The organism is Pandoraea sp. PE-S2R-1, assembly GCF_002179865.1.
Classification (GTDB): Bacteria; Pseudomonadota; Gammaproteobacteria; order Burkholderiales; family Burkholderiaceae; genus Pandoraea.
On sequence record NZ_NGUR01000007.1, the window covers coordinates 759719 to 779743 of the forward strand.

The window sequence follows — 20025 nt, forward strand, 5'->3', positions numbered from 1 at the left end:
CGTTCATGGCGGCGGCGCGCCGAACCGGGTAACATTCGGCATCTTTTGTTCAGTTGAGGGTGTCGAGGTATGAAGCGAATGGCGCTGTTGGCGGCAGTAGCGATCCTGGCAGGTTGCGGTCCGATCAACCAGATGAGCCGGCCCGATCCGGCAACGGGGCGACTGCTCGACCAGGGGACCGAAGCCGACCGCTTCATGGTGCTCAACTGCATCTATCACGGCTGGAGCGAACTGTCTCCGAACGTCGATTCGACCGGCTATGCGCGTCAAGGCGCCGACCGCGTGCGCGTCTACCGCGGACCGGATGCCGAGGGCAAGGCGACCTACAACCCGTACGTGGACATCATGCAGGGCGGCTTCGGCGCCCGCGTGCAGTACTACGAGACGCCGGGCAGCAAGGTCTCGCCTGACTTCGAAGCCACCGTCAGGCGCTGCATGGTGCCGTACGCAGGCAGCAACGACTGACGTATGAGGTGGTGATGCGGGACTTCGGTGCCGCACTCGTACGGTAAGCCATCAACAAAAACGCGACGGAAAACCGTCGCGTTTTTGTTTTCTGCTCCCACCGTACCGATCAGCCGTGGAAGTCCTCGCGGGCTTCGACCACTTCCTTCACGATGCCTTGTCGCACGAGGAAGTCACCGAACTTCTCGCCGGCTTCGCGCGTCTTGGCATATTGCTGGAAGAGGGGAGTGAGCTCCGCCACGATCTGGTCGTCGTTCACCGACTCCTTGTACAGCTTGTTCAGACGCTGGCCGTGGAAGCCGGCACCCAGATACAAGTTGTACTTGCCGGTCGACTTGCCGACCAGACCGATCTCGGCCAGATACGGGCGTGCGCAACCGTTCGGGCAGCCCGTCGTGCGAATGGTGATGGGTTCACCGGCAAGACCGGTGTCGTCCAAGACCTTTTCCAGACGCGTCACCAGTTCGGGCAGCGCGCGTTCGCTTTCTGCCAGCGCCAGACCGCAGGTCGGGAAGCCGACGCAGGCCATCGAGTTCAGGCGCAGGGCCCCTTGATGCTTGCCGTCGAGCAGACCGTACTCCTTCACCAGTGCTTCGATCTGCGGCTTGTTCGCTTCACTGACGCGACCGATGATCAGGTTCTGATTGCCGGTGATGCGGATGTCGCCGTCGTGCACCTTGGCGACTTCGCGCAGGCCGGTCATCAGGCGGTAGTCGTCCCAGTCCTTCACGCGGCCGTTCTGGATGAACAGCGTCAGGTGCCACAGATCGTCGGCGCCCTTGAGCCAGCCGTACTGATCGCCGTTGGTGGTGAACCTGAATGCGCGCACCGGCTCGAGATTCCAGCCCAGATAGCGATTGAGTTCTTCCTTGAACCACTCCACGCCACGGTCGTCGATGGTGTACTTCAGGCGTGCATGCTTGCGGTTCGTACGGTCGCCGAAGTCGCGCTGCACGAGCAGCACTTTCTCGGCCACGTCGACGATGCGGTCCGCCGGCGTGTAGCCGATGACGGTGCCCGCACGCGGATACGTCGCGGCGTCGCCGTGCGTCATGCCCATGCCGCCGCCTACCGTCACGTTGAAGCCTTCGAGCTGGCCGTCGGCGTTCACGATTGCGATGAAGCCCAGATCGTTGGCGTAGATATCGACGTCGTTGTTCGGCGGAATCGCGATGGCGATCTTGAACTTGCGCGGCAGATAGTGCTTGCCGTAGATCGGCTCGTGATCCTCCTTGCCCGCACCCAGACGCTTGTCGCCCAGCCAGATTTCACGGTACGCGGTGGTTTGCGGCAGCAGGTGCTGGTCGATCTTCAGGCACCAGTCGAGCGCGGCCGCGTGAGCCGGCGACAGATGCGGGTTGTTCGACACCAGCGTGTTGCGGTTCACGTCGCCGCAGGCGGCGATGCTGGTCATGGCCACTTCGTCCATGCCGCGAATGAGCGGGCGCAACTGGTGCTTGAGCACGTTGTGATACTGCACGGTCTGACGCGTGGTCAGACGAATGGTGTTGCCGCCGTATTTCTGCGCCAGATCGTCGAGCTTGAGCCATTGCTCGGGCGTGCACACGCCGCCCGGCATGCGCAGCCGGATCATGAACTGGTAGGCCGGTTCGAGTTTCTGCTTCTGACGTTCGCCGCGCAGGTCGCGGTCGTCCTGCATGTACGAGCCGTGGAACTTGAGCAACTGGGCGTCACGCTCGAAGATCGCGCCCGTGAGCGGGTCGGCGAGGCCTTCGGCAATGGTGCCGCGCAGGTAGTTGCTGACGTCCTTGATCTTCTCGACCTCGGAGCGCGCTGCCGCGGGCGCGGCGTTGGCTTGCGTTGTTTGCGTCATGTGGGCTGCTGTTATCGACTGCTGTTATCGGTTCAGGCTGAATCGTTCTTCGATCAGTACACGTCGCGCTGATAGCGCTTTTCGCGTTGCAGTGTCTTCACGTACTCGGCGGCGGCGTCGGCGGCCAGACCGCCATGCTCGGCCACGATGTCCACGAGTGCGGTGTTCACGTCACGTGCCATCTGGTCGGCGTCGCCGCACACGTAGAGGTGCGCGCCTTCTTGCAGCCATGCGTACAGTTCCTTGCCTTGCTCGCGCATGCGGTGCTGCACGTAGACCTTGTCTTCGGTGTCGCGCGAGAACGCCAGATCGATCTTGTTGAGCGCGCCGTCTTTCACGTAGCGCTGCCATTCGCGCTGATACAGGAAGTCGGTGCGGAAGTTGCGGTCGCCGAAGAACAGCCAGTTCTTGCCCGGGGCGTCGAGCGCCTGACGCTCTTCGACGAAGGCGCGGTACGGGGCGATGCCGGTACCCGGGCCGATCATGATGACCGGGGCGTTGGTGTCGCCCGGCAACTTGAAGTTGCGGTTCGCTTCAATATAGACCGGCACCGTTTCGCCTTCGCGGGCGATGTCGGCCAGATACGTCGATGCCACCCCGCGACGCGCGCGGCCATGGCTGTCGTAGCGCACGGCACCCACGGTGATGTGCACGGCTTCCGGGTTCGCGGCGAGGCTCGATGCGATCGAGTACAGACGCGGCTGAAGCGTGCGCAGCGTGCCGACGAATTCGGCCGCCTTCACCTTGCGGGCAGGGAACTGGCGCACCACGTCGAGCACGTCGCGGCCATACAGATAGTCGCGCAGGGCGGCTTCGTTACCCGCCGCGAGCAGCGCCTTGAGTTCGGTCGACTCGGCCAGCGCGGCGTACTTCTCGAGGAAGGCGCGCGAGAGCGTGGTGATGTCGTAAGCGCGCAGGAATGCGTCGCGCAGGGTGAGGGTGCTGTCTTGCGTAGTCGTGGTCGCTTGCGGGTCGAGGGCGAGCGTATCGATCAGGTCGTCGACCAGCGTGTCGTCGTTCTTCACGACCACACCCAGCGCGTCGCCCGGCTCGTACGTGAGGCCCGAGCCTTCGAGCGAGAGTTCGACGTGATGCACTTCCTTCGAGGAGCCACGGCCGGAGAGCTTGATGTTCTCGAGCACGGTCGCTTCGAACGGATGCTTGCGGCTGTACTGGCTGGCCGCGGCGGCCGGGGCTACGCCGCTGGCGAGGGCGGCGAGGCTGAAGCCGTCGTTGCCTGCGGCATTGCCGGCGCCTGCCGTGGCCGGTGCGGCCACGCGCTTGAGGGCTTCAACGGCTTCTTCGATCCAGCGCTCGGCCGGGGCGTCGTAGTCGACGTCGCTGTCGACACGGTTGACCAGACGCTCGGCGCCCAGCGCGGCGAGGCGCGTATCGAAGTCCTTGCCGGCCTGGCAGAACTTCTCATAGCTCGAATCGCCCAGACCCAGCACGGCAAAGCGGGTGCCCTGAAGCTTCGGGGCCTTCTCGCCATGCAGGAATTCATAGAAATCGCGGGCATCGTCGGGCGGTTCGCCCTCGCCCTGCGTGGAGACTGCGACGAGCAGCAGCTTGTCGTTCTTCAGGCGCGACGCTTTATAGTCACCCATCGCGAACAGGTCGACCTTGAAGCCGGCGGCGACGGCACGTGCCTTCGCGTGTTCGGCGACTTCCTGTGCGTGGCCCGTCTGCGAACCATACAGAATGGTCAGCTGCGGGGCGGCGGCGCTGGCCGTCGCGGCCGGGGCTTGCGTGCCTGCTTGCTTGACCGAGTGATTGATACCGGCGAGAAAGCCGCGCACCCACGCGAGCTGTTCGGTAGAAAGGCCTTGGACCAGTTGGCTGAGCAACTGGGCCTGCTGGGCAGTGAGAGGCGTCGTCTCTTGCATGTCTTTGTTGGCTCCAGGGGCCGGACCAGCACGGAAGCCCGGGCGGGTCTGACCCGTCAAGCCACCCCCAGATGGACCGGCAAGGGGATAGTCGACACGATATCGGTCACTGATTAGAAATTAAAATAATAAAATTTAATTCCTATATATCCAATTTCCATATAAGCATAAAGCGGAAACCGTTTGCCGATGACATCTGGCGTTACCGCGTCATGCGTGATGACGGCGTGTTGACGGCGCATTCGAGGGGCAGTGTCGCAAAATCGGGGTCGAATAGCGGCAGGTTAGCGGCAGCCGGTTTTGGGGCGTCAGCGCGTCAAACGCCCGTTTGCGGGGCTGTGAAGGCCGTCCGGGCGCGTAACGGACGGTAACGCCGGTCAGCCCCGTGTGACGGCTTTCCGGCCCGGTGGGTGCGGGGAAAACGTGCTATGCTCCTCGCCGTGATTGATCAGGTCCTTCCAAGCACCACTTGATTCACGCAATCCGCTATCCGGTCAGGCCGTGTCGCGGAAGGTTTCGTAACCCGCTATTTCTCGAGCTACTCGTAGAAAAGGTGAGCGCAAAATGAGTTTGATGGAACAATTCCAAGCGAACTCGTATCTCTTCGGCGGCAATGCCCCCTACGTTGAAGAGTTGTACGAGTCGTATCTTGATAATCCGGCTTCTGTGCCGGACAACTGGCGCCAGTATTTCGACGCGCTGCAAAACGTTCCCGCTGTTGATGGTTCCAACGCCAACGACGTGGCTCACGCCCCGATCGTGGAGTCGTTCGCCCAACGCGCGAAGGCCAATGCCTTCCTGCCGCGTACCGGTGCGTCCGACATGGCCGTGGCCCGCAAGCAGGTTCACGTGCAGTCGCTCGTTGCCGCCTACCGTTTTCTGGGTGCCCGCTGGGCCAACCTGGATCCGCTCAAGCGTCAGGAACGCCCGGCCATTCCGGAACTGGAACCGGCCTTCTACGACCTGACCGAAGCCGACATGGATGGCGTGTACTCCGCTGAGAACACGTACTTCGGTTTCGAGCAAGCCAGCCTGCGTGACCTCCTGAAGTCGCTGCGCGACACGTACTGCGGCTCGATCGGCGCCGAGTACATGTACATCAGCGACCCGGTGCAGAAGCGCTGGTGGCAAGAGCGTCTGGAGAAGGCGCGTGCAACGCCCAACTTCACTGCTGAAAAGAAAAAGCACATTCTGGAACGCCTGACGGCCGCTGAAGGCCTCGAGCGCTTCCTGCATACCAAGTTCGTCGGCCAGAAGCGCTTCTCGCTCGAAGGCGGCGAATCGTTCATCGTGGCGATGGACGAACTGGTTCACCACGCCGGTGCCAAGGGCGTGCAAGAAATCGTGATCGGCATGGCCCACCGCGGCCGTCTGAACGTGCTGGTCAACACCCTCGGCAAGATGCCGTCGGACCTGTTCGCCGAATTCGAAGGCAAGCACGTCGACGACCTGCCGGCTGGTGACGTGAAGTACCACAAGGGCTTCTCGAGCGACGTCTCGACGAGCGGTGGCCCGGTCCACCTGTCGCTGGCGTTCAACCCGTCGCACCTGGAAATCGTGAACCCGGTGGTCGAAGGTTCGGCCAAGGCCCGTATGGACCGCCGTGGCGAAGCCGATGCCGCCAGCGTGCTGCCGGTGCAAGTGCACGGCGACGCGGCCTTCGCAGGCCAGGGCGTCGTGATGGAAACGCTGAACCTCGCGCAAACGCGTGGTTACGGCACGCACGGCACGGTGCACATCGTCATCAACAACCAGATCGGCTTCACCACGTCGGACCCGCGTGACGCCCGTTCGACGACGTACTGCTCGGACGTGGTCAAGATGATCGAAGCGCCGGTGCTGCACGTGAACGGCGACGATCCGGAAGCGGTCGTGCTGGCCATGCAACTGGCCCTCGAATTCCGTCAGGAATTCAAGAAGGACGCCGTGGTCGACATCGTTTGCTACCGCAAGCTGGGTCACAACGAGCAAGACACCCCGGCGGTCACGCAGCCGCTGATGTACAAGAAGATTGCCCAACACCCGGGCACGCGCGCGCTGTACGTCGAGAAGCTGGTCACGCAAGGCGTGATCACCGCCGAAGAAGGCGACGGCTTCGTCAAGGCCTACCGCAAGGCCATGGACGACGGTCATCACACCATCGATCCGGTGCTCTCGAACTACAAGAGCAAGTACTCGGTGGACTGGGTGCCGTTCCTGAACAAGCAGTGGACCGACAAGGCCGACACGGCCGTGCCGCTGGCTGAACTCAAGCGTCTGGCTGAGCGCATCACGACGATCCCGGCGAACTTCAAGGTTCACCCGCTCGTCGAGAAGGTCATCAACGACCGTCGCAAGATGGGTCTGGGCGAGCAGCCGCTCGACTGGGGTATGGGCGAACACCTGGCCTTCGCATCGCTGGTCTCGTCGGGCTTCGCAGTGCGCCTGACCGGTCAGGATTCGGGCCGTGGCACGTTCACGCACCGCCACTCGGTGCTGCACGATCAAAACCGCGAACGCTGGAACGACGGTACGTACGTGCCGCTGCAACACGTGGCCGAAGGTCAGGCCAACTTCACGGTGATCGACTCGGTGCTGTCCGAAGAAGCCGTGCTGGGCTTCGAATACGGTTACTCGACGGCTGAGCCGAACACGATGGTGCTGTGGGAAGGTCAGTTCGGCGACTTCGCCAACGGCGCCCAAGTCGTGATCGACCAGTTCATCTCGAGCGGCGAAGTGAAGTGGGGCCGCGTGTCGGGCCTGACGATGCTGCTGCCGCACGGCTATGAAGGCCAGGGTCCGGAGCACTCGTCGGCACGTATCGAACGCTACCTGCAACTGTGCGCCGATACGAACATGCAAGTGGTTCAGCCGACCACGCCGGCACAGATTTTCCACCTGCTGCGCCGTCAGATGATCCGCCAGCTGCGCAAGCCGCTGATCGTGTTCACGCCGAAGTCGCTGCTGCGTCACAAGGAAGCCGTGAGCGACCTGTCGGAACTCGCCAAGGGCGGCTTCCAGACGGTCATCGGCGAGACCGATGCTTCGATCGACGCCAAGAAGGTCAAGCGCGTGGTCGCCTGCTCGGGCCGCCTGTACTACGACCTGATTGCCCGCCGTCGCGAAGACAAGTCGACCGACACCGCGATCGTCCGTGTGGAACAGCTCTACCCGTTCCCGCACAAGGCGTTCGAGAACGAGCTGAAGAAGTACGAAAACCTCGCCGAAGTGGTGTGGGCCCAGGACGAGCCGCAAAACCAGGGTCCGTGGTTCTACATCGAACACCATCTGGCAGAGAGCATGAGCGCCGGTCAGAAGCTGGCTTACGCCGGTCGTCCGGCCTCGGCCTCGCCTGCGGTGGGCTACTACGCCAAGCATTACGAACAACTCAAGCAGTTGCTCGATACGGCTTTCGGTCGCCTGAAGGGCGCGACCGTGGTGCAGTAACCGGTTAGGTCTTACAGCGGTCGTCCTCCCCCAGGGACGGCCGCTGCCGTATTTCCGAATTGAACGTTTATCGAATCCAGGATCCAGAAATGGCCATTGTTGAAGTCAAAGTCCCCCAGTTTTCCGAGTCGGTTTCCGAAGGCACCCTGCTCGACTGGAAGAAAAAAGTCGGCGAAGCCATCGCCCAAGATGAAACCGTGATCGAAGTCGAGACCGACAAGGTCGTGCTCGAAGTGCCGGCCCCCGCCGCAGGCGTGCTCGTCGAAGTGACGGCCAGCGCTGGCGACACGGTGACGTCGGAACAAATCATCGCCAAGATCGACACCGAAGCCAAGGCAGGCGCTGCTGCGCCGGTCGCCGCCAAGCCGGCGGAAGCCGCTGCACCGGCCGCTGCCCCCGCAGCCGCTGCTGCCACGGGTGGTGCTTCGGGTGGCATCGCCAGCCCGGCCGCTGCCAAGGTGCTGGCCGAGAAGAACCTGTCGGCAACCGACGTTGCCGGCTCGGGCCGCGACGGCCGCGTGACCAAGGGCGACGCCCTGGCCGCTGGCGCCGCCAAGCCGGCCGCTGCTGCTTCGATCCCGGCCCCGGCGCAACGCGCCTCGCTGCCGTCGGTGGCTGCCGCCGTTGGCCGCGACACGTCGCTGGAAGGCCGTCCGGAACAGCGCGTGCCGATGTCGCGTCTGCGCGCCCGTATCGCCGAGCGCCTGCTGCAATCGCAACAGACCAACGCCATTCTGACCACGTTCAACGAAGTGGACATGAAGCCGGTGATGGACCTGCGCAACAAGTACAAGGACAAGTTCGAGAAGGAACACGGCGTGAAGCTGGGTTTCATGTCGTTCTTCGTCAAGGCTGCTGTGCACGCGCTCAAGAAGTACCCGGCCGTGAACGCCTCGATCGACGGTAACGACATCGTCTACCACGGCTACTTCGACATCGGTATCGCTGTCGGCTCGCCGCGTGGTCTGGTGGTGCCGATTCTGCGCAATGCCGACCAGATGAGCCTGGCCGACATCGAGAAGAAGATCGCCGAGTACGGCAAGAAGGCTGCCGACGGCAAGCTGTCGATCGAAGAAATGACCGGCGGTACGTTCTCGATCTCGAACGGCGGTGTGTTCGGCTCGATGCTGTCGACCCCGATTATCAACCCGCCCCAGTCGGCCATTCTTGGCGTGCACGCCACGAAGGAACGCGCTGTCGTGGTGAACGGCGAGATCGTCATCCGTCCGATGAACTATCTGGCCATGAGCTACGACCACCGCATCATCGACGGCCGCGAAGCCGTGCTGAGCCTCGTCGCCATGAAGGAAGCGCTGGAAGATCCGGCGCGCCTGCTGCTCGACCTGTAAGCGTTAGCGCGCACTGCGCGGTGTCTGCCCGGCCGTGTTCGCGCGGCCGGCGCACCGCGCCTCCCCCTGCCGTCAACCTCACTGAGTCTCAAAATGGCAAACAAAGAATTTGATGTCGTCGTTATCGGCGCCGGCCCCGGCGGTTATATCGCCGCGATCCGCGCTGCCCAACTCGGTTTCTCGGTCGCTTGCGTCGAGAAGTGGACCAACCCGGCCGGCAAGATGGTGCTGGGCGGTACGTGCCTGAACGTGGGCTGCATTCCGTCGAAGGCACTGCTCGCGTCGTCGGAAGAGTTCGAAAAGGTCGGTCATCACCTGGCCGATCACGGCATTACGACGTCGGACGTGAAGATCGACATCGCCAAGATGCTCACGCGCAAGCAAGGCATCGTCGACAAGATGACGGGCGGTATCGAGTATCTGTTCAAGAAGAACAAGATCACGTGGCTCAAGGGTCACGGCAAGATCATCGCCAAGAACGACGCTGGCTATCAGATCGATGTGACGGGCGCCGAGAACGAATCGGTCAACGCCAAGAACATCATCATCGCCACGGGTTCGAAGGCCCGTCACCTGCCGGGCATGCCGGTCGACAACCAGCTCATCTCGGATAACGAAGGTGCGCTCTCGTTCGACACCGTGCCGAAGAAGCTGGGCGTGATCGGCGCTGGCGTGATCGGTCTGGAACTGGGTTCGGTGTGGCGCCGTCTGGGTGCCGAAGTCACCGTGCTCGAAGCCATGCCGGAATTCCTGGCTGCCGCCGACGCCGGCGTCGCCAAGGAAGCCGCCAAGCAGTTCAAGAAGCAAGGTCTGGACATCAACGTCGGCGTGAAGGTCGGCGAAGTCAAGACCGGCAAGGATAACGTCACGGTCGAGTACACGGACAACGCGGGCAACGCCAAGACGCTCGTCGTCGACCGTCTGATCGTGTCGGTCGGCCGCGTGCCGAACACCGACGATCTGGGCCTGGGCAACATCGGTCTCGCGACCGACGAGCGCGGCTTCATCCCGGTGGACGACCACTGCGCCACCAAGCTGCCGAACGTGTACGCGATCGGTGACGTGGTGCGTGGCCCGATGCTGGCCCACAAGGCGGAAGACGAAGGCGTGCTGGTGGCCGAAGTCATCGCCGGTCAAAAGCCCCACATCGACTACAACTGCATTCCGTGGGTGATCTACACCTCGCCGGAAATCGCCTGGGTCGGCAAGACCGAGCAGCAGTTGAAGGCCGAAGGCCGTGAGTTCAAGCCGGGTCAGTTCCCGTTCGCGGCCAACGGCCGTGCGCTGGGCATGGGCTCGTCGGATGGTTTCGTGAAGGTGCTGGCCGATGCCAAGACCGACGAAATCCTCGGCGTGCACGTGATCGGCCTGAACGCTTCGGACCTGATTGCCGAAGCCGTGGTGGCGATGGAGTTCAAGGCGGCGTCGGAAGACATCGGCCGTATCTGCCATCCGCACCCGTCGCTGTCCGAAGTGATGCGCGAAGCCGCCCTCGATGTCGAGAAGCGCGCGCTGAACAAGTAAGCGGGTTGCACTGAGAAGTACGAACAAAGGCGAGGCAACTCGCCTTTGTTTTTTCCCGACTCCTGATCCACGTTGCTCTTTTGGCCCGTCTTCCGGCGCGCTGTCCGCATGAACGTTCGCGAATACTACCTACAAGAACTGGCCGCGCGCGGCTACCAGCCCGACGAAGCGCAGGAGCGTGCCGTCGATCGACTGCAACAGTGCTACGACGAATGGGCGGCCTACAAGGCCAAGCGCTCGAACACGCTCAAGAAGTGGCTCGTGCACCCGGATCTGCCCAAGGGCGTGTACCTGTGGGGCGGGGTAGGGCGCGGCAAGAGCTTCCTGATGGACAGCTTCTATTCGGTGGTGCCGTTGCAGCGCAAGACGCGCCTGCACTTCCACGAGTTCATGCGCGAAGTGCACCACCAGTTGCAGGCGCTCAAGGGCTTGCCTGATCCGCTGGACGAATTGGCCAAGCGCATCGCCAAGCGGTATCGCCTGATCTGCTTCGACGAATTTCACGTGTCCGACGTGGCCGACGCGATGATTCTGCACCGCCTGCTCTCGGAGCTGTTCAAAAACGGCGTGCAGTTCGTGATGACCTCGAACTATCGCCCGGACACGCTGTACCCGGACGGCCTGCATCGCGATCGCGTGCTGCCCGCCATCAGGCTGCTCGAAGAGAAGCTCGACGTGCTCAACGTCGATGCCGGTATCGACTATCGCCGCCGCACGCTGGCGCAGGTGCAGGTCTATCACTACCCGCTGGGCAATGAAGCGAACCGCGCGCTGCGCGCCGCGTTTGCCGAGATTGCCGGGGTGCCGGACGAAAGCCCGCTGCTGCATATCGAACAACGGGAATTGAAGGCACTGCGTCGCGCAGGCGGTGTGGTGTGGTTCGACTTCCACACGCTTTGCGGCGGCCCGCGCTCACAGAACGATTACCTCGAACTGGCGAACCGTTTCCATACCGTGGTGCTGTCGGATGTGCCGCAGATGACGCCGCGTATGGCGTCGGAAGCGCGTCGCTTCACGTGGCTCGTAGACGTGTTCTACGACCATAAGGTGAAGCTGCTGATGTCGGCGGCGGTGCCGCCCGAGCAGTTGTACACCGAGGGCACGCTCGCCAACGAATTCACCCGTACGGTGTCGCGTCTGGTTGAGATGCAGTCGCTGGAATATCTCGAAACACCGCGCCGTGTGGTGGACACGTCGCTGACGTGATGTGGCCGGTCTGATGCCGCGGCGCTAATCAGCGCCCGCGATTGTTGTTGCGCTCGCGCGGCGGTTGCGGCGGCGGGGCCTGGCGCTGTTCGCGAATGTGGTTGTAGATATCGCCCCGCAAGTCACCTTGCGGACGCACCTCTTGCGGCGGACGCGACGGCCCGCCCGGGCCACCGCGAGCCCCATTGTTACCGCCGTTGTTGTTGCCATTGCCGCGCCCGTCCGGGCGCTCGCTTCCCTGCGCAAACCAGCCGGCGAAGAACCGGCTGTGCGACGTTGTCTGCGCCATGGTGCCCATCGAGGCACCGGCCAGCAGGACGAAACAGAGTATCGGGACAAGTCGGGTGTGACGCATGCTGCCACCTCCTTGTCGGTTAAGTTGCCGCTCGGTTCAGCCTGAAATTCGGTCTGCCAGCCGGCCAATCGTATGGCCAGTGACGGCGCGTGCGCCATCAGCGTCCCGAAAGGGGAAACTGACGCTCGCGCGTGTACGGATCGTGCGGCTACGCTTCGAGAGTAAGAGGGCTGGGTCCCACTTGCTGTAAAGATTTGTAAAGCAATGTAAGCCGGTACGCAGGCAACGTAATGTGCTACGTACCATGCGATGTTTATCGTCGGAGTCTGCGCAATGCGTAAGTTGTGGATTGCCCTAGTGGCGTTGGTGGTGCTGGGCTTGCTGTTCGGCACGCCTTATTACACGTTGTGGCGCGCACGCGACGCGGCGAACGCGCGTGACGCCGATACGCTGTCGACGTATGTCGACTATCCGGCCGTGCGCGAAAGCCTGAAATCGAGCCTGCACGACGAACTCTCGCGTCAAATGGACAAACAGCGCGGCAATGCACTGGGCGCGCTGGCGCTGGCGTTCGGCGGCTGGGTGTCGGACCGGGTGGTCGAAGCGCTGCTCACGCCGGAGGCGGTGGCCGCCATGTTGCGTGGCGACAGCACCGGCTTGCCGCCCGCACCGGGCGCGCCTGCGCCGCGTGATGTCACGCCACCGAGCGCGGCGAATGAGGGCGGCAGCCCGGCACCGGCCACACCCTCCACCGGCAGCGGCGATACCGCACCGTCCGGCGCGGCACCGGCCAACGAGCGCGCGCGCACGCTCACGCGCACCGAGTTTCAGGACTTCAACCACTTCCTCGTGCACGTCTCACGCAGCGACCGTCCCGAGCGTGTGGTGACGTTCACGCTCACGCGCCGAAACCTTGTGCAGTGGCGGTTGACGGCCATTGCGGTGCCCCCGCTGTAATCGACCGAGCGCCGTCGCCGTGCCGCGTTCGGGCCATCCCGGGCAGCGTGGTAAGCACCGGAAATAAAAACGACGCAAAATGCGGTGACAATGCCCGGTTTCGGCCAACGGAATTCCGTCTGGCGCACGAGTCAGGGGTAGTCGCACAAGGAAACAGAACCTCCCTTCTATGGGACGAAGGTAAGTCTGATGCAGATTTTGAATACGACGTCATGGCGGCGACTGGGCGCCGGTGCGCTGCTGGCCATGTCACTGATGGGCGGCGCGGCACATGCCGCGTTTGCCGACGAGACGACACCTGCTGGTGTGTGGCGGATCATCGACGACAAGTCGGGTGAGCCCAAGGCGCTCATCACCATCACCGAGAAGAACGGGGAATACGTCGGCGCGCTCACGCGAAGTCTCGGCCGGCACGACGCGCTCGAACGTGTGTGCTCCGCGTGCACCGACTGGCGCAAGGGGAAAAAGCTTCAGGGGCTTGAGATCATTCGCGGCCTGCACAAAGAGGGCGACGAATATACCGGCGGCAAGATTCTCGACCCGGACAGCGGCAGCGAATATGGCTGCAAGGTGCGGGTGGTCGACGGCGGCAAGAAGCTCGAAGTGCGCGGCTACCTCGGCGTGACCCTGCTGGGGCGAACCCAGACGTGGGTGCGCGAAGAGTAGCGCTCAACCGCCTCCCCGAGATCGCAGGAAACTACCGGAATTGACGCATTGAAGCGGCCCCGCGCTAGAGGACTTCCTCAGCACGGGGCCACGCCTTTGGCGTAATCTTCAAAACGGCTGACGCGCGCGGCAGCACGAGACTTGCCGGCGAGTGAGTCCTACGAGAATCAATTCCGTATCTGGGAGGAAGACAATCATGATGCAGATTTCCAATGCGACGTCGTGGCGACGTCTGGGTGCACGTGCACTGGTGGCGGTGGCCCTGATGGGCGGCGCGACGTTGGCTATGGCCGCCGACGCGATGACACCGGCAGGTGTCTGGAAGACGATCGACGACAACACCGGCAAGCCGAAGGCGCTCGTGACGATCACCGAAAAAGACGGTGAATACATCGGCACGATTACCAAGGGTCTTGGCGAGAGCGACGATCCCGAACGTATTTGCACGGCTTGCACCGACGCCCGCAAGGGGCAGAAGATGCTGGGACTTCAGATCATCAACGGCGTGCGCCGCGACGGCGACGGATTCGACGGCGGCAAGATTCTCGACCCGGAGAACGGCAAGGAATATCGCTGCAAGATGACGGTGATCGAAGGCGGCAAGAAGCTAGAGGTGCGTGGCTACATCGGCGTATCGCTGCTGGGCCGCACGCAAACCTGGATTCGCGAACAGTAAGCCGGACGCGTTCTCGGCACGAAACAAAAACACCCGCTACGGCGGGTGTTTTGTTTGGGGCTCAGATCACGAACGCGACACGCACGTAGGAGTACAAAAACACGCATGCGACAAAGCCCGGGCAGTGTCGCCACACTGTCCGGGCTTGCCGCCCTCCCTCGCCCTTCAGACACTCATTTCAAGACGCCGTCTTCAGGCTGTCTGCACTACGCCGCCTTCCACCCCCAGCACTGCTCCCTCTCGCGAACTGCGAACTACCGGCCCTGCATTCGATGCCGATTCACCGCTTATTTTCCTAGCCCGCCCAGCAAGCCCGTCACCGGCGCGAGCAGGCCGCCTGCGCTGCCAGAACCGCCCGACGTATTGCCTGCAATCGACGTGAGCGGTGCGGTCACCGAGCTCAGCAATGTGGTCACCGGTGCGAGCGGATTGCTGGCGCTGCCAGAGCCGCCCGCCGTGTTGGTCACACCGCCTAACAGGCCCGTGACAGCACCGAGCGGATTACTGGCCGATGACCCTGACCCCGTCGATCCAGACAACCCGCCCAACAAACCGGTAACGGCCCCGAGCGGATTGCTGCCTGTCCCGCCCGACGAACCCGTCGCTCCACCGAGACCACCCAACAGGCCCGTCAGCGCGCCCAGCGGATTCGTGCCGCTGGCCGATGTCGGCGTGACGGTCGTATTGCCGACGTTGGCGAGTACTGTGCCGAGCGCATTGGCGCTCGAGCCGCTGGTGCTGCCGGTCAGCAATCCTCCCGCACTGGTCACGGTGTTGCCGAGTGCCATGAGCGGATTGGCGAGACTCGCCACCACCGCATTCGGTGCCGCGCCCTTGACCTGTGCGCCAGCGGAATTCAAGGCACCGCCCACGGTACCGAGCAGCCCGGAAAGCGGCGCACCCAACCCGGTGGTGTTACCCAATGTTTGCGTGGTGTTCACCACCGTGTTCGTGATCGGCGTGACGGCGGACGAGAGTGCTGTCGTCGCCTGCACGACCGGTGCACTGGTCAGCACTTGCGTGAGTGCCGCGCCGCCTTTCACGCCACCCTGACCGACGGTCGCGACCACATTCCCGAGCACACCCGTCAGCGTGTCGACCGGTGTACCGGCGAGCGGACCGCTCTTGCCGATACCGGCGATACCGCTGCCGAGCGAGACTCCGGCATTGCCCAGATCGGTCACCACGTTGCCGGTGCTGGCGAGCGTGGTGCCGACGGGGTCGGTGCCGGATTTACCCAGTTGTCCGAGCCCGTTGCCCACGCCGGTACCCAAGTCGGTGACGGCATTGCCGGTTTGCGTGAGCGCGCCGCCAAGGCCCTGATTGACTTGCGGCGAGACGCCCGGAATCGTGGTGCCCGACACCTGATTACCGACTGCGCTCACCACCGAGCCCACGGAGCTGACAACGCCATTGCTGCTGGTGGGCGTGGTCGGGTTGGTGGGGTTTGTCGGGTTCGTCGGATTGGTGGGATTCGTCGGGTTGGTGGGCGTGTTGCCCGTCGCACCGCTGCCGCTGCCCGAACTCGAGCAACCCGTAACTCCCACGACACCTGCCACCAGCGCGGCGAGCAGGGTAGGACGCAAGTGCTTCGACATGACGTGTCTCCATAATGTGGCAAACCCGGTGGCAAACCCGGTGGCAAACCCGGTGGCCAACTCGAGGGCCGGCCCGGCGGCAGATGCGTCGCGCACACTCACGTGCGCGCCGGGGCCGGCCGGCCGGTCGAAACCAGTCCGGCGATGTCCTGATCCGCTTCGAAGCGCAGACGGAAGGTCTCGCTCTTGAGCGTGCGAATGCTCTGCACCAGAAAGTCGTGAATGGCGGCGAGTTCGTTCTGGTCGTACGCGGCACTCACGGCCGTGAGTTCGCGCGACACCGACGACAGGAACTGTTCGATTTGTGCACAGCGTTCTTCGATGGGGTGAATCATCACCATGCGGCGATCGTGCGGGTTCTTCTCGCGCTCGACGAAACCTGCGCGCTCCAGCCGGTCGATGACGGTGGTGATGCCGCCGGAGCTCACACCCATGAGTTCGGCGAGTTGCCCCGCGGTAATCGATTCGAGTTCGAGAATCAGATCGAGCGCGTTCAGATCGGTGACGTTCAGGCCGAGTTGTTCGGCGAGTGCGGCGTGATAGAGCGCGGTGTACACGGCGAGCCGGCGTCCAAGCGAGCGGACGATGCCAGAGACGAGATCGTTGCGGTTCGTGTGTCGATCGCTCATGGTGCTGTGCGCTCCGTTGAGCTGGGAGGCGGACGACGCCGCCCCGTAAGCGGCACCGTGGTCGGTGCCGGAGGTGTTGTGCAAGTGGTTCGAAAATGCGCCGTTGCCGGTATCGCGAATGGCTGCCGGTTCGGTCATTTGCGTGGCAGATTCGCCATGGCCGCGCATCAAAAGGCCGGTGTCGGGAATGAAGCGGGCCATGGCATCTCCTTATCGATCAAGTGCGCATCAACCAGTCAGTGGGTGACCGTTGCGCGAGGGGTATTTCGCTAGAACGCTGCGCGTTACTTCGCCACCGTTCCGAGACTGCCGAGCAAGCCGGTGACCGGTGCGAGCAGTCCGCCGAGGCCACCTGCCGCGCCCGAGCCGGTGCTGCCGCCTGCCGCGCCGGTGACACCGGACAGCAGATTCGTCACGGGAGCGAGGGGGCTGCTGCCGCCCGAGCCGCCTGCGGCGCCTGACACGCCCGAGAGCAGGTTGGTGACCGGGGCGAGCGGGCTGCTGCCGCCCGAGCCGCCTGCGGCACCCGACAAGCCCGAGAGCAAGTTGGTAACCGGGGCCAACGGGCTGCTGCCGCCGCTCGCACCACCGAGGCCGCCCAGCAGGCCCGTGATCGAGCCGAGCGGGTTGCCCGCCGAGCCGGTGCCGCCGCCTGCGGCCGTGGTGCCCAGGTTGCCGAGCAGCGAGCCGAACGGGTTCGAAGAACCGGTGGACGTCTGACCATTCACGAAGCCACCCAGCCCTGCCACCGTATTGCCGGTAGCGATGACCGTGCCGCCCAGGGCATAGACGACCTGGTTCGAGGACGCACCGCGCAACGTCGTGCCGACGGTGCCCACGGTGTTGCCCAGCGTGGTGAGCAGGTTCTGTACCGGTCCGCCGAGGCCCGTGGTGTTACCCACGGTGCGGGTGGTATCCGAGACCACATTGGTGATCGGGGTGATGGCCGACGAGAGTGCGGTGGTCGCCGTCACGAGCGGGCCGCCGGAGAAGGCCTGCTTGAGGATCGCGCCGCCGGCGATGCCGCCTTGACCGACCGTGGCCACGACGTTGCCGAGGGCACCGGTCAGCGTGTCGACCGGCGTACCGGCGAGCGGGCCGCTCTTGCCGATACCGGCGACGCCGCTACCCAGCGAGACGCCTGCGTTACCGAGATCGGTCACGACGTTGCCGGTGCTGGCGAGCGTGGTGCCGACGGGGTCTTTCGACGCGCCGATCTGGCCGAGGCCGCTGCTCACGCCGTTGCCGAGATCGGTGACGGCGTTGCCGGTCTGCACGAGAGCGTTGCCCATGCCTTGCGTGGCTTGCGGCGAGACCAGCGGCAGGTTGGTGCTGGCGACCTGATTGCCCAAGGCGCTCACGACGTTGCCGGCGGAGCTGACGACGCCGCCGGCGCCGGTGGCCGTGGTACCGACAGCATTCGGGGTGCCCGTGGTGCCGGTGGCCGTGGCGCCGCTTCCGCCGCCGCCGCTGGAGCAGCCGGTGAGTGCGATCATGCCGATAGCGGCAGAGGCCAGAAGGGTACGTTGCAGTGCGTTCGACATGATGTTCATCTCCCTGATCGTTTTACTGTGTCCCGGCGGCGTGCCGCGCGGAGTCGTCTGTGGTTATGTCTTCGATTGCCGGGTTACTTCCATTTCAGAAACCTGGGCCGGTCGCTCTGTAGCCGCTGAAGTCTGGTGAGGCGGCGAGGGCGGGCGGCGTTTGGGGTGGACCGGATCCGGACCTTCTCGACCCGATGTGCGGACATCGGGAGGAGGGCCGGATCGCGGCGATCGCAGGCGGGTGGGGGAATCGCTCGGGTCATGATCGTGACTCCTGTTCTCGCGTCTGTCGGTCGATGGCTGGGCCGGGGCGGCTTACTTCTTGCCGCCGCCGAGCAGGCCGCCGAGCAAGCCCGTCACCGGGGCCAGCAGACCGCCGTTGGAACCTGCCGAACCGGTGGCACCGCCTGCGGCACCCGTGACTGCGCCAAGGAGGTTGGTCACCGGTGCCAGGGCACCCGTGGAGGCCGAGCCGCCTGCGCCTGCCGAAGCACCGCCCGAGCCGGCCGAGCCGCCGGCACCTGCCGAGGCCGAACCACCCAGCGCGCCCGTCAGGCCGGCCACGAGGTTGGTCACCGGGGCCAGCGGGTTGCTACCCGACGTGCCACCCGTCGCGCCACCGAGGCCACCCGTCAGGCCGGCAACCAGATTGGTCACCGGGGCGAGCGGGTTGCTGCCCGACGACCCGCCTGCGGCACCACCGAGGCCACCCGTCAAACCGGAGAGCAGGTTCGTGACCGGGGCCAGCGGGTTGTTGCCCGAGGTGCCGCCAGCGGCGCCGCCGAGGCCGCCCGTCAGACCGGTCAGCAGATTCGTGACCGGTGCGAGCGGGCCGCTGCCCGTGCCCGTGCCGCCAAGACCTCCCAGACCACCGAGACCGCCGAGGGCCGAGGTGAGCGGGGCGAGCGGGTTGGTGCTGGTGGGCGTGCCATGCACGAGGCCGCCGAGGCTGGCCACCGTGTTGCCCACGCCTGCCACCAGACCGCCGACGTCCGTGGCAATCGGGTTGTTGAGTTGCGAGGCCACCTTGGTGCCGACACCGGCCAGGCCGCCGCCGACTTGCGCCAGTAGGCCAGCCACCGGCGTACCGAGGCCCGTGACGTTGCCGACCGTTTGCGTGGTGTTGGTCACCACATTCGTGATCGGCGTGATGGCCGACGACAGGCCCGTGGTGAGTTGTTGCACCGGGGCGCTGGTGATCGTGCTCGTCAGGCTGTTGCCGATGGCGACGCCACCGTTGCCGACGGCCGTCACGACACCGCCAAGCAGCGTCGTAACGCCGTTGATCGGGGTGTTGGCCAGCGGACCCGTTTGACCGAGACCGGCGACGGCGCTACCCAGTTGCGTGCCGGCGGTACCCAGGTTCGAGACCACGCCGCCCAAGCTGGCGAGCGTCGGGTTGAGCGGGTCGGAGACCGAACCCAGCTTGCCCAGACCGTTCGTCAGGCCGTTGCCCAGCGTTTGCACGGCGTTGCCGGTGGAGACGACTGCGCCCGAGAGGCCGCTTTTCGTTTGCGTGCTGACCAGCGGCAGTTGCGTGCTGCCGAGCGTGGTGCCCAGATCGCTGACCGTCTTGCCCACTTGCGTGACGACACCGGTGCTGGCAGTGCCGGCGACCGTGCCGATCGGGTTGGTGGACGCGCCGCCGCTGCTGCCGCCGCTGCTGCTGCCACCGCTGCTGCTACCGCCGCTGCTGCTACCACCGCTGCTGCTGCCGCCGCTGCTGCTACCGCCGCTGCTGCTGCCGCCACTGCTGCTGCCGCCATCGGTGCCCGTGCCGGTACCCGATCCGCCGCCGCTGCCGTCGCCGCCGCTGGAACCGGCGCTGGTGCCGCCGCCGAGAGAGCCGCTGGTGCCGCCCGAGCCGGAGCTGGCGCAGCCGGTCATGGTGACGATGGCGAGAAGGCAGGCCGAAGCGATAAGGTTGCGTTGGATGCTGTTCATGATGGTGTCCTCTGGTCGTTTATGTG

15 protein-coding genes are annotated in these 20025 nt (G+C 64.5%); 8 read left to right on the forward strand and 7 right to left on the reverse strand.

The annotated features are described in order from the left end of the window. Positions 1-69 precede the first annotated feature (69 nt). Positions 70-465 (forward strand): hypothetical protein, encoded by a 396-nt coding sequence (locus CDV44_RS06120; protein WP_087724677.1) that lies wholly within the window; start codon positions 70-72, stop codon positions 463-465. 109 nt (positions 466-574) lie between these two features. Here CDV44_RS06120 and CDV44_RS06125 read toward each other — a convergent pair whose 3' ends face one another. Both CDV44_RS06125 and CDV44_RS06130 read right to left on the reverse strand, forming a co-directional pair. Further along, positions 575-2299 carry an NADPH-dependent assimilatory sulfite reductase hemoprotein subunit gene (locus tag CDV44_RS06125; protein ID WP_087687080.1) on the reverse strand — a complete coding sequence of 575 codons (1725 nt, stop codon included), beginning with the start codon at positions 2297-2299 and terminating at the stop codon, positions 575-577. A gap of 53 nt (positions 2300-2352) precedes the next feature. After that, positions 2353-4185, reverse strand: a complete 1833-nt coding sequence (locus CDV44_RS06130; RefSeq protein WP_087687081.1) for an assimilatory sulfite reductase (NADPH) flavoprotein subunit — start codon at positions 4183-4185, stop codon at positions 2353-2355. A 564-nt stretch (positions 4186-4749) separates the two neighbouring features. On the opposite strand from CDV44_RS06130, the gene CDV44_RS06135 reads away from it, so the two are divergent. The 4 genes from CDV44_RS06135 to zapE all read left to right on the forward strand — a co-directional run bounded on the left by CDV44_RS06135 (position 4750) and on the right by zapE (position 11690). Next, entirely contained in the window at positions 4750-7611 is a 2862-nt protein-coding gene (locus tag CDV44_RS06135) for a 2-oxoglutarate dehydrogenase E1 component (RefSeq protein ID WP_087687082.1), read from the forward strand. An 89-nt stretch (positions 7612-7700) separates the two neighbouring features. Next, a complete protein-coding gene (gene odhB / locus CDV44_RS06140; protein WP_058378224.1) occupies positions 7701-8960 on the forward strand; it encodes a 2-oxoglutarate dehydrogenase complex dihydrolipoyllysine-residue succinyltransferase in 1260 nt (419 codons plus the stop codon). A gap of 93 nt (positions 8961-9053) precedes the next feature. Beyond that, positions 9054-10484 (forward strand): dihydrolipoyl dehydrogenase, encoded by a 1431-nt coding sequence (gene lpdA / locus CDV44_RS06145; RefSeq protein ID WP_058378225.1) that lies wholly within the window; start codon positions 9054-9056, stop codon positions 10482-10484. A gap of 108 nt (positions 10485-10592) precedes the next feature. Continuing rightward, positions 10593-11690 carry a cell division protein ZapE gene (gene zapE, locus CDV44_RS06150; protein ID WP_087687083.1) on the forward strand — a complete coding sequence of 366 codons (1098 nt, stop codon included), beginning with the start codon at positions 10593-10595 and terminating at the stop codon, positions 11688-11690. A 28-nt stretch (positions 11691-11718) separates the two neighbouring features. Here zapE and CDV44_RS06155 read toward each other — a convergent pair whose 3' ends face one another. Further along, positions 11719-12045, reverse strand: coding sequence for a hypothetical protein (locus tag CDV44_RS06155; protein ID WP_087687084.1), 327 nt, complete (start codon positions 12043-12045; stop codon positions 11719-11721). A 273-nt stretch (positions 12046-12318) separates the two neighbouring features. Between CDV44_RS06155 and CDV44_RS06160 the strand changes: the two genes are divergently transcribed. The 3 genes from CDV44_RS06160 (at position 12319) to CDV44_RS06170 (ending at position 14284) form a co-directional block, all read left to right on the forward strand. After that, complete coding sequence (locus tag CDV44_RS06160; RefSeq protein ID WP_170935860.1) at positions 12319-12942, forward strand: DUF2939 domain-containing protein; 624 nt, start codon at positions 12319-12321, stop codon at positions 12940-12942. Between the two features lie 189 nt (positions 12943-13131). Continuing rightward, positions 13132-13608, forward strand: coding sequence for a DUF2147 domain-containing protein (locus tag CDV44_RS06165; RefSeq protein ID WP_170935861.1), 477 nt, complete (start codon positions 13132-13134; stop codon positions 13606-13608). A 265-nt stretch (positions 13609-13873) separates the two neighbouring features. After that, positions 13874-14284, forward strand: a complete 411-nt coding sequence (locus CDV44_RS06170; RefSeq protein ID WP_249277425.1) for a DUF2147 domain-containing protein — start codon at positions 13874-13876, stop codon at positions 14282-14284. A 287-nt stretch (positions 14285-14571) separates the two neighbouring features. Here the strand turns inward: CDV44_RS06170 and CDV44_RS06175 are convergent, their stop codons facing one another. The 4 genes from CDV44_RS06175 to CDV44_RS06190 all read right to left on the reverse strand — a co-directional run bounded on the left by CDV44_RS06175 (position 14572) and on the right by CDV44_RS06190 (position 19999). Then, entirely contained in the window at positions 14572-15882 is a 1311-nt protein-coding gene (locus CDV44_RS06175; RefSeq protein WP_087687088.1) for a collagen-like triple helix repeat-containing protein, read from the reverse strand. 98 nt (positions 15883-15980) lie between these two features. Beyond that, complete coding sequence (locus tag CDV44_RS06180; protein ID WP_087687089.1) at positions 15981-16712, reverse strand: MarR family winged helix-turn-helix transcriptional regulator; 732 nt, start codon at positions 16710-16712, stop codon at positions 15981-15983. An 83-nt stretch (positions 16713-16795) separates the two neighbouring features. Continuing rightward, the gene (locus tag CDV44_RS06185) at positions 16796-18055 is read right to left on the reverse strand and encodes a collagen-like triple helix repeat-containing protein (protein WP_140413443.1); all 1260 of its coding nucleotides are present in this window, start codon (positions 18053-18055) and stop codon (positions 16796-16798) included. Between the two features lie 315 nt (positions 18056-18370). Further along, the gene (locus CDV44_RS06190; RefSeq protein WP_087687091.1) at positions 18371-19999 is read right to left on the reverse strand and encodes a collagen-like triple helix repeat-containing protein; all 1629 of its coding nucleotides are present in this window, start codon (positions 19997-19999) and stop codon (positions 18371-18373) included. Positions 20000-20025 lie beyond the last annotated feature (26 nt).

Excerpts from the sequence above, each read along its gene's own strand:
- CDV44_RS06180 (WP_087687089.1), bottom strand. The coding sequence starts at position 16,712 with ATGGCCCGCTTCATTCCCGACACCGGCCTTTTGATGCGCGGCCATGGC.
- CDV44_RS06185 (WP_140413443.1), bottom strand. The coding sequence starts at position 18,055 with ATGTCGAACGCACTGCAACGTACCCTTCTGGCCTCTGCCGCTATCGGC.
- CDV44_RS06160 (WP_170935860.1), top strand. The coding sequence starts at position 12,319 with ATGCGTAAGTTGTGGATTGCCCTAGTGGCGTTGGTGGTGCTGGGCTTG.
- CDV44_RS06120 (WP_087724677.1), top strand. The coding sequence starts at position 70 with ATGAAGCGAATGGCGCTGTTGGCGGCAGTAGCGATCCTGGCAGGTTGC.
- odhB (WP_058378224.1), top strand. The coding sequence starts at position 7,701 with ATGGCCATTGTTGAAGTCAAAGTCCCCCAGTTTTCCGAGTCGGTTTCC.
- CDV44_RS06175 (WP_087687088.1), bottom strand. The coding sequence starts at position 15,882 with ATGTCGAAGCACTTGCGTCCTACCCTGCTCGCCGCGCTGGTGGCAGGT.
- CDV44_RS06135 (WP_087687082.1), top strand. The coding sequence starts at position 4,750 with ATGAGTTTGATGGAACAATTCCAAGCGAACTCGTATCTCTTCGGCGGC.
- lpdA (WP_058378225.1), top strand. The coding sequence starts at position 9,054 with ATGGCAAACAAAGAATTTGATGTCGTCGTTATCGGCGCCGGCCCCGGC.
- zapE (WP_087687083.1), top strand. The coding sequence starts at position 10,593 with ATGAACGTTCGCGAATACTACCTACAAGAACTGGCCGCGCGCGGCTAC.
- CDV44_RS06190 (WP_087687091.1), bottom strand. The coding sequence starts at position 19,999 with ATGAACAGCATCCAACGCAACCTTATCGCTTCGGCCTGCCTTCTCGCC.
- CDV44_RS06165 (WP_170935861.1), top strand. The coding sequence starts at position 13,132 with ATGCAGATTTTGAATACGACGTCATGGCGGCGACTGGGCGCCGGTGCG.
- CDV44_RS06170 (WP_249277425.1), top strand. The coding sequence starts at position 13,874 with ATGGGCGGCGCGACGTTGGCTATGGCCGCCGACGCGATGACACCGGCA.
- CDV44_RS06125 (WP_087687080.1), bottom strand. The coding sequence starts at position 2,299 with ATGACGCAAACAACGCAAGCCAACGCCGCGCCCGCGGCAGCGCGCTCC.
- CDV44_RS06155 (WP_087687084.1), bottom strand. The coding sequence starts at position 12,045 with ATGCGTCACACCCGACTTGTCCCGATACTCTGTTTCGTCCTGCTGGCC.
- CDV44_RS06130 (WP_087687081.1), bottom strand. The coding sequence starts at position 4,185 with ATGCAAGAGACGACGCCTCTCACTGCCCAGCAGGCCCAGTTGCTCAGC.